We start from the raw sequence: 12,701 nt of genomic DNA on the forward strand, positions 1-12,701 counted from the left end.
ACAGTTTGTTTTCGGTAAGGCCACGGATGGCTCTACCGAAAACTCTGACCCTTCTCAAAACAAAAAATACCGCTGCGCCATCGGCAAAACCACCGCCGGCTCGCAAGTCAACAACATCCCATCCGCCTTGACCTGATACGTCTGCGGACAAACCTCCATCACCGGCTGGTAGTCGTTCAACTGCATATCCGCCTTGCCTATGTTGCGAGTATTGCGAACCACCCCGACTCGCTTTTGCAAGCCCAATTCCCCAGCCACGCCGGCCGACACCGCCGCTTGCGGTAGAAAGATCATCGAGTTGTTTGCGGCGGTGCGGCCGAAGCTGCCGAACATCGGCCGGTAATGCACCGGTTGCGGAGTGGGGATGGAGGCGTTGGCGTCGCCCATCGGCGCGGCGGCGATCAGGCCGCCTTTTAGGATCAAACTGGGTTTGACGCCAAAAAACGCCGGTTGCCACAGTACCAGGTCGGCCAGCTTGCCGGCTTCGATGGAACCCACTTCGTGGCTGATACCGTGGCTGATGGCCGGGTTGATGGTGTATTTGGCGATGTAGCGTTTGATGCGCTGGTTGTCGCTGCTCGCCGGGTCGCCGGCCAGCGCACCGCGCTGCGCCTTCATTTTATGCGCGGTTTGCCAGGTGCGAATCACCACTTCGCCGACCCGGCCCATGGCTTGCGAATCCGAGGAAATCATCGAAAATGCGCCTAAGTCATGCAGGATGTCTTCGGCAGCAATGGTTTCGCGGCGGATGCGCGATTCTGCAAAAGCCACGTCTTCCGGGATGCTGGGGTCAAGATGATGGCAGACCATCAACATGTCCAAATGCTCGTCTACGGTGTTGATCGTGTAAGGCCGGGTGGGGTTGGTTGAGGACGGTAACACGTTGCTCAAACCGCAGGCCTTGATGATGTCCGGGGCGTGGCCGCCGCCGGCGCCTTCGGTGTGGTAGGTGTGGATGGTGCGGCCCTTAAAGGCGGCGAAGGTGTCTTCCACAAAGCCGGATTCGTTCAAGGTGTCGGTGTGGATGGCTACCTGCACGTCGTATTTTTCCGCGACGCTTAGACAGCAATCAATCGATGCCGGCGTGGTGCCCCAGTCTTCGTGCAGTTTCAGGCCCATTACTCCGGCTTGGACTTGTTCTTCCAAAGCGTCGGGCAAACTGGCGTTGCCCTTGCCGAGCAAGCCAAAGTTCATCGGCAAGCCGTCCAGCGCTTTCAACATTTGCTGGATATGCCACGGCCCCGGCGTGCAGGTGGTGGCGTTGGTGCCGGTGGCCGGGCCGGTGCCGCCGCCTATCATGGTGGTGACGCCGGAACACAGCGCTTCCTCGATCTGCTGCGGGCAGATGAAATGGATGTGGGCGTCGATGCCGCCAGCGGTGAGAATCTGGCCTTCGCCGGCGATAACTTCGGTGCCGGGGCCGACGATGATGTTCACGCCGGCTTGCACGTCCGGATTGCCGGCTTTGCCGATCTTGAAAATGCGGCCGTCTTTGACGCCGACATCGGCTTTGACGATGCCCCAATAGTCGATGATCAAGGCGTTGGTAATCACCAAATCCACCGCGTGTTCTCTACCTAGCTGGCTTTGGCCCATGCCGTCGCGGATCACCTTGCCGCCGCCGAATTTCACTTCGTCGCCGTAGACGGTGTAATCGGCTTCCACTTGCAGGATCAAATCGGTGTCGGCCAACCGCAAGCGGTCGCCGGTGGTGGGGCCGAACATGTCGGCGTAAGCGTGTCGGCTGATTTTGCTCATGCGTGTTTCTCCAGTGCGCCCATCACCTCACCTCTAAAGCCGTAGACCTTGCGGGTGCCGGCGAAAGCCACCAACTGTACCTCGCGCTGCTGGCCGGGCTCGAAGCGCACCGCCGTGCCGGCCGGGATGTCCAAGCGATAACCCAAGGCCAGGCTGCGGTCGAAATGCAAGGCCGGGTTGGTTTCGTAAAAATGGTAATGCGAGCCAACTTGAATTGGCCGGTCACCGCTATTGGCAACCAGGACTTTGACAGTGGCCAGACCGACATTCAGTTCGATGTCGCCGGCGGCGGGGAAGATTTCTCCGGGGATCATATTGGGCTCCTTTTAAGTTTGTTTTTCCGCGTGGGCACGAAGCATCGTGTCCACCCTAGCTGCTGGATTTACAGGGCTTTCTAGCGGATTTTCGTAGGCTGGGCACTGGCTGTTTGTGCCCACGGGTACATCAAACGATGGGCTCATGTACCGTTACCAATTTAGTGCCATCGGGAAACGTCGCCTCGACCTGCACCTCTGTGAGCATATCGGCGATGCCGTCCATTACATCGTCGATGCTTAACAGCGTTCGGCCATACGCCATCAACTCGGCAACGGTCTGGCCGTCGCGCGCGCCTTCCATGATGGCGGCAGAGATATACGCCACGGCTTCCGGATAGTTGAGTTTCAAACCTCTGGCTTTGCGGCGCTCGGCGAGGAGGGCGGCAGTGAAGAGGAGGAGTTTGTCTTTTTCTCTAGGTGTTAGTTGCATGGTGTTTGTGTTGATTTTTGTGTCGCTGCCGCGACGGGTATTTTAATGTCGGTTCGCGGACCGACAGCCGAGATACTTTCTTTTGCTTGGCCAAAAGAAAGTATCCAAAGAAAAAGCCACCACATGCCGCTTGTATCCTACGCGCCGAAGGGTTTGAACGGGGTTTTCGGAAGGGCTATCCATAGCCCTCCGAAAACGCGATGCATCCCTGCATCGCCCCTTCGGGCTGATCCGCTCAAACCCTTCGGTGCTCGGCGCGGCAAAAGGGGAGAAAACCATCCCGGAATTGAAGGTACCAGCTCATAGGGTGCAATAGCGACAGCGTATTGCACCGGTCGAAGCCCACAGCTGGTGTAATACGGCTAGCGCCTATTACACCCTATGGCCCTACGCGGGCTAGCGCCATAAGTTAATTTATATAAATAATATCAACGGTCCGGATTTTTAGTTTCATTGGCAAACTGTACAAATGCGAACCACAGCATTGAAAGAAAGAATAATATTGTCCACGGATAAAGATACGATTGTTTCAATGAGGTATAGGCTTGTATCTGCTCTGAAAAGCGCATTATTAATACTCCTTCAACTTCTAACTGATAAAGCCAAGTTGTTCCTCCTACCTGATACCACCATGCTTTTCCAATTTTTCCTTGCATCTCTGGAAATCTTTTTTCTGAAATACAGGGCTTATCGTTGAAAGGTAGTAAGCAATTAAAAGATATATTTTTCCGACCAATCGACAAAGTATAATAGTCATTTGTTCTTGACCTGAAATTATTAATTCTAATTTTTCCAGTATCAACATTTAATTGATTAAACGTCGGTGGCTCGAAGAACAAAATATCCAGTTCGCTTGAAGATAAGAATCCAAAAAACAGCAGAATAATTAAAGCAAACTTCTTAATATTATTATTAATTAAAGACATACAAATCCGCCTAGCTTTTCAATTTCCGTTTGTTGTTTATAGAGCCGAAGGATGTGCTGAACGAATTGAAACGCATCGTTCGCGACAGATGTGCCTCCTAACGTCGGCAGCATCCTACAATAGAACTTGAAACCCAAAATACAAATTTATCCAACAACTTTTCTTCGCGCTAGGGGGGTTAATCCCCTGATGCCGCGCCGAGCACCGGAGGGTTTGAACGGTTCAGCCCGCAGGGGCGATGCAGGGATGCATCGCGTTTTTCGCAAGGGCTGGGATGCCCTTTCGAAAAACCCCGTTCAAACCCTTCGGAGCGCAGGATATAAGCGGCATGGGGTGGCCTTTTCTTTGGATACTTTCTTTTGGCCACGCAAAAGAAAGTATCTCGGCTGTCGGGCCGAGACCCGACTTCTAAATAACCCCGTCGCGCTAGCGACACCAAATCGCAACTCGAAGCCATCCATGGCTTCTGGATTCCGGCAATCCATGCCGGAATGACGTGTTCATTGAGCCGATTACGGACATCATTGAGTGCCCTGGCGGCATAAAGTTAGCTGTTGGAAAAATTGCCCACCCTATTATCTGGCGTAATATTTTTTAGCCTCTTCGATACTCAAAGTCTCGCTATCATCGACGTCTATCAACTGCACCAAGGCATAATTTTCCAGAACATTTTCAATCTTCTCGAAAGTATCAATATCCAGTTGTACCGCGACTCTTTGGCTGTCTTCATTAACGATATACTGCCTTTTAAATTCCATAACCGTCTCCCAGGAAAGGTCAGTGGTCACGATACCCATCCACTAGAGAAAAATCAAACCGGCTTATGTCGCCCAAATCCTCGGCAAACAAACCTCCTTCCCAACCACTTCCCCTCTAACTAACCCCCAAACCCGCTCAAAAAACCCCTTCAACAAATCCGCCCGCCTATCCAACGCCCGACAAATCAACAAGCCCTCAATCAAAGTCACCCCGCGATTCGGTTCCTCGCCTATCAATGCCTGCACCGCCGCCAGATGCAAAGCCGTTGCCGGATAAGCAAACAGCGTCCCGCACGCGGAATGCCCAAACAAACCCCAGCGGGCTTGGAAGGCGGCCGCATCCAGGCGTAAGCGTTCCAGGTACAGCAAACGTCCGGCACGACTGATGCGCCAATTTAGGTTGGCTGAACCATTGTCAAAACCTTCGCCGGCGGCTGGGCGGCCTAAGGCTAATATTTCCCAGCCGATAAAACGGCCGTGCTCGGCCAAATCGATAGTCATGCTGGAATCTAAGCGGGCGCCTTGGTAAACGATGGTTTCCTGCGGTAGCCATTCCAGGCTGGCGTGTTCAGCAACTTTGAGATTAACAGCCTGCTGGGCTTCGCCGCCGCCGCTGCGGTAAAACTTGCCGGCGGCGGGCGTGGTGATCAGCGCTTGGGCAGCGGCTTCGGCGCTGGCGTTGATGGTCAAGCGGTCGCCGGCCACTACGCCGCCGGGCGGATGCAGCAGGTAGACGTGACAGATTTCGGCTTCCGGATAAAATGGGCGCTGCACGGTAAGTGGGCCGCGATGCTGGCGCTTGACCAAGGCGGTTTTGTCGCCGCGTTGGCTAAAGCCCAGCGTTAATTCGGCTTCCCACGCCGTTGCATCCATTATGGTATCGGGAATGGATGAAGCTGCGAAGTTTGGGGGCATGGTGATGGACTCACAAGTTATTGGATCGGCCCGTTAGTTTTAGTTATTACAGCGGTCGGCTGGCTAAGGCAATCTATTGAGTTGCGCATTGTCGTTCCCCTCTTTAAAAAAGAGGGGCTAGGGGAGATTTTTTAAATAAATCCCCCTCAATCCCCCTTTTTTAAAGGGGGAAGTTCCTGCTTAACGGCATCTTGACTAATAACGTGCAATATAACCGGGCCAAGTGCTAATCCCAAAATCAATACACAAACCAGAAAGGCCGGTAGGTAAGGGATTTCCAAGACAGGATGAAAAAAGGCGCGGGTCAATTGTAGAAGGTTGCCGCCTGTGAGCATAGCCTCATGACTGTCGTGGGCCTCGCTACGCATCGACCAGACCAGGAGCAAGGCGCCGACAGCAGATAGATATTTTTCAGAATTCATCGTAGGTTCTCCCCAGGAATGTAATCGGTAGGGTGGATGCGCTACGCTTATCCACCCTACATTTGTATTGCGTTTACACCGTCAAATACCGTTTCACCATATCATCGGCCAACGCGTCCATCGCCCCCACTGCCACATGCCGGCCCCGGTCCATGATGCAAAACTGATTGGCCACTTTGCGGGCGAACGGCAGTTTTTGTTCCACCAACAGCACGGTTACGCCCAGTTCTTTGTGGATGCGGTCGATGGCTTGATGGATTTCGCCGGTTTCCGGTTTAGGAATGGGTGTCGCTACGCCGCGCGCCTTGTTCAGGCGAATGATTACGTCGCCGATTTCGCTGACGATATTGGGCTGGATACCTTCGGTCGGCTCGTCCAAAATCAATAAACGAGGGTTCAAAACCAAGGCCCGGCCAATCGCCAATTGTTGTTGCTGGCCGCCGGACAAGTCACCGCCACGGCGCTTTAACATTTGTTTCAGCACCGGAAAGATTTCGAAAATGCTGTCCGGGACTTTTTTAATACCGTGTTTTTGGGCCGCGCGCAGGCCGGTTTTCAGGTTTTCTTCCACGGTCAGCAGCGGAAAGATTTCCCGGCCTTGCGGCACGTAACCGATGCCCAGTTCCGCGCGGGATTCGGCCTTGGCTTTGGCCAGTTCCACGCCGTCGAATTGGATGCTGCCGTCGGCCACCGGCAATAGGCCCATGATGGCTTTGAGTAAGGTGGTTTTACCGACGCCGTTACGGCCCATCAGACAGACGCACGCGCCTTGTGGCACGCTCAAGTCCAGGTCCCACAAGGTGTGGCTGGCGCCGTAGTATTGTTGCAATGCGCTAATGTTTAACATCATCCCCCCAGGTAAACTTGGATCACGCGCGGATCGTTTTGGACTTCGTCCATAGTGCCTTCGGTCAGCACCGAGCCTTCGTGCAGCACGGTAACCTTACGGGCGATGCTGCGCACGAACTCCATGTCGTGTTCGACCACGACGATGGAATGTTTGCCCTGTAGGGACAGTAATAGTTCGGCGGTACGTTCCACTTCCTGATGGGTCATGCCGGCGATGGGCTCGTCAACCAGCATCACTTTTGGGTCTTGCATCAGCAACATGCCGATCTCCAGCCATTGCTTTTGGCCGTGCGACAAGGCCCCGGCCAGCTGGCGTTGCTGAGCCGGGAGGGCGATGGTTTGCAACACATCGTGAATGCGGTCGCGTTGTTCGCTGTTGAGTTTATGAAACAGAGTCGACCAGGTGCGTTTGTCGGTTTTTAAAGCCAGTTCCAGGTTCTCGAACACGGTCAAGGCGTCGAACACGCTGGGCTTTTGAAACTTGCGGCAGATGCCGGCTTGGGCAATGGCTGGTTCGTCCAGTTCCAGCAAATCGATGGTCTGGCCAAAGAATACCGAGCCGCTGTCCGGTTTGGTTTTACCGGTGATGACGTCCATTAGCGTGGTTTTGCCGGCACCGTTGGGGCCGATCAGGCAGCGCAGTTCGCCGTCGTCGATGTACAGAGACAAGTGGTTCAGCGCCCGGAAACCGTCGAAACTGACGCTGACGTCTTCCATGTACAGAATCGGGCCGTGGCGGGCGTCGACTTCGCCGGCCAATGGCAGGCTGGCACCCGATTCCATGGTGGTAGCGGTGGAGATCATCATGCCGGCTGCCCTCCGGTAGTGGTTAGCGTGGGTTTAGGTTTAATCCGGCGACGCAGTAAGCCGACGATGCCGTCGGGCATTAACAAGGTCACCAGCACGAAGGCACCGCCCAAACAAAACAGCCAGGCGTCGGGCATCAAGCCAGTTAATACTGTTTTGGCGTAATTCACCAGCACCGCGCCGATGATGGCCCCGTACAGCGTGCCGCGGCCACCGACCGCCACCCAGATGACGATTTCCAAGGAGTTGAGCGGCGAGAATTCGCTGGGGTTGATGATGCCGACCTGCGGCACATACAGCGCCCCGGCCAGACCGGCCAGCATGGCTGCGAACACGAACACCCAGAGTTTGAACAATTCCACCCGGTAACCCAAAAAGCGTACCCGCGATTCCTGATCGCGAACCGCCGTCACCACCCGGCCCAGTTTGCTGTTCACGATCCAGCGGCAGAGCAGCAGAGCGCCGATCAGGCTGAGGCCGGTAATCAATAATAAGAAGGAGCGGACTGCTTCGGATTGAATGTTAAAACCGAGGATGTCTTTGAAATCGGTGAGGCCGTTATTGCCACCGAAGCCCATTTCGTTACGGAAGAAGGCCAGCAACAAGGCGTAAGTCAGCGCCTGGGTAATGATGGACAGATAGACGCCGGTGACCCGTGAACGGAAGGCCAGCCAGCCGAAGACGAAGGCCAGTAGGCCTGGGGCAAGCAATACCATCAACATGGCAAAGCCGAAGTGTTCGAAGCCGTACCAATACCAGGGCAGTTCGGTCCAGTTCAGGAACACCATGAAGTCTGGCAACTCCGCGTTGCCGTAAACGCCGCGGGTGCCGATCTGCCGCATTAGATACATGCCCATCGCATAGCCGCCTAAAGCGAAGAACGCGCCTTGGCCAAGAACCAGAATGCCGGCGTAACCCCAGACCATGTCCAGGGATAAGCCGAGCAGGGCGAAGGTTAGGTATTTGCCGATTAGGGATACCGAGTAGGCTGAAAAGTGCAGGGCCGAGTCTTCGGGGAAGATTAGGTTGCAGAGGGGGATTAATAGGGTAACGCTTGCTAGGGCGAGTAGCACGGTGGTGTAGGTTTTGTCTTTAGTCAGATCTTGTAGTTTCATGTGACTGCCTGGTTTGGTGTCGCTGTCGCGACGGCTTATTTAATGTCGGTTCTCGGACCGACAACCGAGACACTTTTCTTTGCTCCGCCAAAGAAAAGTATCCAAAAGAAAGGCGGCCCGGATGCCGCTTTGATCCTGCGCGCCGAAGTTTTTGAATGGGGTTGACGGAAGGGGCTTCCTGCCCCTCCGTCAACGCGATGCATCCCTGCATCGCCCCTGCGGGCTAATCCATTCAAAAACTCCGGTGCTCGGCGCGGCATACGGGGTTAAAACCATCAGCCGTCCAAAATTGCGTAGGGTGGGCAACTTTGCCCACCGTTGGCTGTGGTTCCGCGTGGGCACTCAATCGTGCCCACCCTACGACTAATCCCTGTATCGTGTCATTTGCTACGTTTTCTCTTTAAAAACATTAACTTGAATCATATTTATGATTTTGATAGATTGGGGGCTTCATAACAACTTCCAGGGAAAATTAAATGCCTTCCGTTATTTTCACTCGTGACACGGCAGCTGAGCGCTCCGCTATGCATTACATTGACACCACCCCCAAAAAACCACTTGAACCAATTGATTACCAAAAAATTGCAAAAAAAGTTCTGAACAAATCCGCAATGAAAATCGATCTAGACATAATGATTTACGCAGGCCTCCAATGGGGCCTCTACAAAACCGATGATCTCGAGGAACACTTGCAATTGAAGTTGCGTGAGTGGTTAGCTATTCCCTGAATTCGGATATGATTGTTTTTCTCCGCTCGCCTCGCCGAGTGAGTAGGATGTGCTGAGCAAATGCGAAGCCCATCGGTCGCGAGCGATGCGCCTCCTATCGTCGGCACATCCTACAAATTCTCACCATCTTCAAACTATTCAGGCACTCCAAATCGCGCGACGGGTTTCGTCCCATCTGCCGCGCCGAGCACCGGAGGGTTTGAACGGAATAGCCCGTTAGGGGCGACGCATGGATGCGTCGCGTTGCATGCAGGGGCTGGGAAGCCCCTTCAGGCAACCCCGTTCAAACCCGAGGAGCGCAGGGACCAAGCGGCGGCGGGGTGGCTTTTTCTTTGGATACTTTCTTTTGGCCAAACAAAAGAAAGTATCTCGGCTGTCGGGCCGAGACCCGACATTAAAAAACCGTCGCGGTAGCGACACCAAACCAAATCCAAGCCCCAGTCGCCGCAGCGCGGAAGGTCCGGGTTCCCACGCAGCGCATGGGAACCAGCAAACCCGGTCGCGGCAGCGACACAAAAATCAAGATTCCGCTGCCCGTCCTTTCTGCGGAAACAATCCCCGCGGCTTCTTCTGAATAAACAAAATAATAAACACCAACACCAAAATCTTCGCCAACACCGCCCCGGCATAAGGCTCCAACACCTTATTGGCAATGCCCAGCGTGAATCCCGCCACTAAAGTTCCAAACAAATTGCCGACGCCACCAAACACCACCACCATGAACGAATCCACAATGTAAGCCTGGCCCAAGTTCGGTCCGACGTTGGTGATCTGGCTCAAGGCCACGCCTGCGACACCAGCAATGCCGGAGCCCAAGCCAAAAGTCATCGCATCGACCCGCGCGGTGGGAATGCCCATCGCTCTAGCCATGCCGCGATTCTGGGCGACTGCACGAACTTCCAAACCCAGTTTGGTACGTTTCAAGATTTGCAGCAACGCGGTAAACACCAGCAGGCAGAAAATCAGGATGTAGAAGCGGTTCCAGGTCAGCGACAGAAAGTCGTTGATCTGCCAGGAGCCGCTCATCCATTCCGGGGTGGAGACGCTGCGGTTTAATGGCGAGAAGATCGAGCGCACGGCTTGTTGCAGAAATAAACTGACACCAAAGGTCGCCAACAGGGTTTCCAGCGGTCGGCCGTATAAAAAGCGAATGATGCCGCGTTCGATGGCAATGCCGACTAGCGCGGCCACCAGAAACGCCATGGGGATGGACAAAATTAATGCAGTGCCTAAATTGTTGGGCAGCAGTTGTTGCATGACATAAGTGGTGTAAGCGCCCAGCATCATCAGTTCGCCGTGGGCCATGTTGATAATGCCCATGACCCCAAAGGTGATGGCCAGGCCTATCGCGGATAGCACCAACACTGCTCCCAGACTCAGTCCAAAGAACACGGTTTCGACGGCCGCGTAGGCTTGCATGCGGTCGCGAATTTTGATCAACGCTGCCTCGGCCAAGTTGCGCACGTCGCTGTCGCTTTCCAGAAAGTTGCCATCGGCGTCTTTATCGATAATGACTTGCAGTTTGTTGACCACATCCTGGCTGTCCAGGTCTTTTAAGGCGGCGATAGCGGCTACGCGTTGGTCTTTTTCCGGACTGTTGATGTCTTGCAATAACAGCATTTTGTTGATGGCGGTTTTGATCTCGGCATCGGTTTCGTTGGCCAGATGATCGCGTAATAAAATCACGGCTTTGTCGTCTATCTCATTGGCCAATGCTTGCACTGCGATCAGGCGCAACACCGGATCGGTGTCGTTCAATTGCAATTGGGCGATGGTTTTGCGCAGCACGCCGCGCAGTTTGTTGTTTAAATTGATTTTACCTACTGCGCCGCGTTCAACTTCTGCCAATGCCGCGTCGCTGAGCGGATCACTGAGTTGGTAGCCGGCCGCGCTTTCCCGGGCAAGGACCAGCTTGGCCTCGGCTTTGAAATCGAACAGTTTGCCGTCTTGCAGGGCTTGCAGCAGTTTCAGGTTACCGCTATCGCTACCTAAAGTCTCGATGGCTTGCTCGCGCTCCTGCATACTGCCTTGTCTAAGTTGCTGCAAAGCACTGCCGGCGTCTTGGGCCAGGGCGGGTTGCGCGGCGAGGAATATCATCGCCAGCAAGCAGCCGGCAAGTTTTGGAAGCCGTTTAAAAACGCCGCCGGCTGTCAATCCGGCCTGAGTAGAAGTGTTAGTCATCATGCTCAAGAAGCTGTCCTTGGGGGAACGGTTGGCCGGGCGCGAACCGGGCGGCGTTTTTAAACGGGTTCTGAAACTGGGTGTGTGCATCGCCTGTCCTCTTTTGGGGGGCGAGGCCCGCGGCATCCTGCCGTGAACCTCGCGGGTAACATCCGCTGTTAATAGTTCTGTCCTGAACACTTTTTGGTTTTAGTGTTGTAGTTGCCGCAGCTGATAGGCGCGGTCCAGTCGGCAATGATCGGTTTGCTATCAGGCAGGAAGTCCGACCAGGCGTCGCCATCGACCAGTTTGTTGGTTTGCCAGACGGTGACGAACTGGCCGTCGTCTTGAATCTCGCCAATCAACACCGGTTTACTGATGTGGTGGTTAGGCAGCATTTTTGACATACCGCCGGTCAGGTTGGGGTACTCGACGCCGATGATGGCTTTTTGTACCGCATCAGGATCGGTGGTACCGGCTTTCTCGACCGCTTTCACCCACATATTGAAACCAATGTAATGCGCTTCCATTGGGTCGTTGGTGACGCGTTTCGGGTTTTTGATGTAGTCCTTCCATTGTTGGATGAAGGCCGCGTTTTTGGTGGTATCGACGCTCATGAAGTAGTTCCAGGCCGCCAAATGTCCGACCAGCGGTTTGGTGTCCATACCGGATAATTCTTCCTCACCCACCGAGAAGGCGATGACCGGGATTTTTTCTGCGGAGATACCTTGGTTGCCCAGCTCTTTATAAAAAGGAATGTTGGCGTCGCCGTTGATGGTGGAAACCACTGCGGTTTTCTTGCCGGTAGAGCCGAATTTTTTAATGTCGGCGACGATGCTCTGCCAATCGGAATGACCGAATGGGGTGTAGTTGATCATGATGTCCGCTGGTTTAACCCCTTTGGATTTTAAGTACGCTTCCAGGATTTTGTTGGTGGTGCGCGGATAGACGTAGTCGGTACCGGCCAACACCCAGCGTTGTACTTTCAGGTCGTTCATCAGGTAATCGACCGCCGGAATCGCTTGCTGGTTGGGCGCGGCGCCGGTATAGAACACGTTTTTAGACGACTCTTCGCCTTCGTATTGCACCGGGTAGAACAGCACGCTGTTTAACTCTTCGATGACCGGTAATACCGACTTGCGTGAAACGGAAGTCCAGCAACCAAAGATGGAGGCCACTTTGTCTTTGGTGATCAGCTCACGGGCTTTTTCCGCGAATAGCGGCCAGTTGGAGGCCGGATCGACCACCACCGCTTCCAGCTTCTTGCCCAGTAAGCCGCCTTTTTTGTTTTGTTCGTCGATCAGCATCAGCATGGTGTCTTTCAAGGTGGTTTCGCTGATCGCCATGGTGCCGGATAGCGAATGCAGCACGCCGACTTTAATGGTGTCTTCGGCGCGGGCCGAGTTGGCGGTGCCGAACAGCGCGGCGGATAGAGCCGCGACGGTCGCCAGTTTGTGGAAGGAATTGCTCAGTAGTTTCATCGTTATAATCCTATGTCGAGAATAAATCGTGGGCG

At 54.2% G+C, this 12,701-nt stretch carries 13 protein-coding genes; 1 reads left to right on the plus strand and 12 read right to left on the minus strand.

What is annotated here, in order from left to right:
* Window positions 1-54: 54 nt before the first annotated feature.
* The 10 genes from ureC to urtC all read right to left on the minus strand — a co-directional run bounded on the left by ureC (window position 55) and on the right by urtC (window position 8,297).
* On the minus strand, window positions 55-1,758 hold the full coding sequence (gene ureC, locus EBA_RS06340) for an urease subunit alpha (protein ID WP_192373863.1): 1,704 nt from the start codon (window positions 1,756-1,758) through the stop codon (window positions 55-57).
* A complete protein-coding gene (locus tag EBA_RS06345; protein ID WP_192373864.1) occupies window positions 1,755-2,072 on the minus strand; it encodes an urease subunit beta in 318 nt (105 codons plus the stop codon). Before EBA_RS06345 ends, ureC begins: the two co-directional genes overlap by 4 nt.
* Before the next feature lie 130 nt (window positions 2,073-2,202).
* Window positions 2,203-2,505 (minus strand): urease subunit gamma, encoded by a 303-nt coding sequence (gene ureA / locus EBA_RS06350; RefSeq protein WP_192373865.1) that lies wholly within the window; start codon window positions 2,503-2,505, stop codon window positions 2,203-2,205.
* A gap of 428 nt (window positions 2,506-2,933) precedes the next feature.
* Window positions 2,934-3,431, minus strand: a complete 498-nt coding sequence (locus EBA_RS06355) for a hypothetical protein (RefSeq protein ID WP_192373866.1) — start codon at window positions 3,429-3,431, stop codon at window positions 2,934-2,936.
* Between the two features lie 575 nt (window positions 3,432-4,006).
* Entirely contained in the window at window positions 4,007-4,189 is a 183-nt protein-coding gene (locus EBA_RS06360; RefSeq protein WP_192373867.1) for a hypothetical protein, read from the minus strand.
* Between the two features lie 63 nt (window positions 4,190-4,252).
* Window positions 4,253-5,104, minus strand: coding sequence for an urease accessory protein UreD (locus tag EBA_RS06365; RefSeq protein ID WP_192373868.1), 852 nt, complete (start codon window positions 5,102-5,104; stop codon window positions 4,253-4,255).
* Window positions 5,105-5,250: 146 nt separating this feature from the next.
* On the minus strand, window positions 5,251-5,526 hold the full coding sequence (locus EBA_RS06370; RefSeq protein ID WP_192373869.1) for a hypothetical protein: 276 nt from the start codon (window positions 5,524-5,526) through the stop codon (window positions 5,251-5,253).
* Between the two features lie 73 nt (window positions 5,527-5,599).
* On the minus strand, window positions 5,600-6,373 hold the full coding sequence (locus EBA_RS06375) for an ABC transporter ATP-binding protein (RefSeq protein WP_192373870.1): 774 nt from the start codon (window positions 6,371-6,373) through the stop codon (window positions 5,600-5,602).
* On the minus strand, window positions 6,373-7,182 hold the full coding sequence (gene urtD, locus EBA_RS06380; RefSeq protein ID WP_192373871.1) for an urea ABC transporter ATP-binding protein UrtD: 810 nt from the start codon (window positions 7,180-7,182) through the stop codon (window positions 6,373-6,375). The genes EBA_RS06375 and urtD overlap by 1 nt, the downstream gene beginning before the upstream one ends.
* On the minus strand, window positions 7,179-8,297 hold the full coding sequence (urtC, locus tag EBA_RS06385; RefSeq protein WP_192373872.1) for an urea ABC transporter permease subunit UrtC: 1,119 nt from the start codon (window positions 8,295-8,297) through the stop codon (window positions 7,179-7,181). Before urtC ends, urtD begins: the two co-directional genes overlap by 4 nt.
* A gap of 476 nt (window positions 8,298-8,773) precedes the next feature.
* Here urtC and EBA_RS06390 point away from each other — a divergent pair, with 476 nt between their 5' ends.
* The gene (locus EBA_RS06390) at window positions 8,774-9,025 is read left to right on the plus strand and encodes a hypothetical protein (protein WP_192373873.1); all 252 of its coding nucleotides are present in this window, start codon (window positions 8,774-8,776) and stop codon (window positions 9,023-9,025) included.
* A gap of 519 nt (window positions 9,026-9,544) precedes the next feature.
* Here EBA_RS06390 and urtB read toward each other — a convergent pair.
* Window positions 9,545-11,209 carry an urea ABC transporter permease subunit UrtB gene (gene urtB / locus EBA_RS06395; protein ID WP_192377190.1) on the minus strand — a complete coding sequence of 555 codons (1,665 nt, stop codon included), beginning with the start codon at window positions 11,207-11,209 and terminating at the stop codon, window positions 9,545-9,547.
* A gap of 155 nt (window positions 11,210-11,364) precedes the next feature.
* A complete protein-coding gene (urtA, locus tag EBA_RS06400; protein WP_192373874.1) occupies window positions 11,365-12,666 on the minus strand; it encodes an urea ABC transporter substrate-binding protein in 1,302 nt (433 codons plus the stop codon).
* Between the last annotated feature and the right edge of the window lie 35 nt (window positions 12,667-12,701).

Source organism: Methylomonas albis, assembly GCF_014850955.1.
GTDB lineage: Bacteria > Pseudomonadota > Gammaproteobacteria > Methylococcales > Methylomonadaceae > Methylomonas > Methylomonas albis.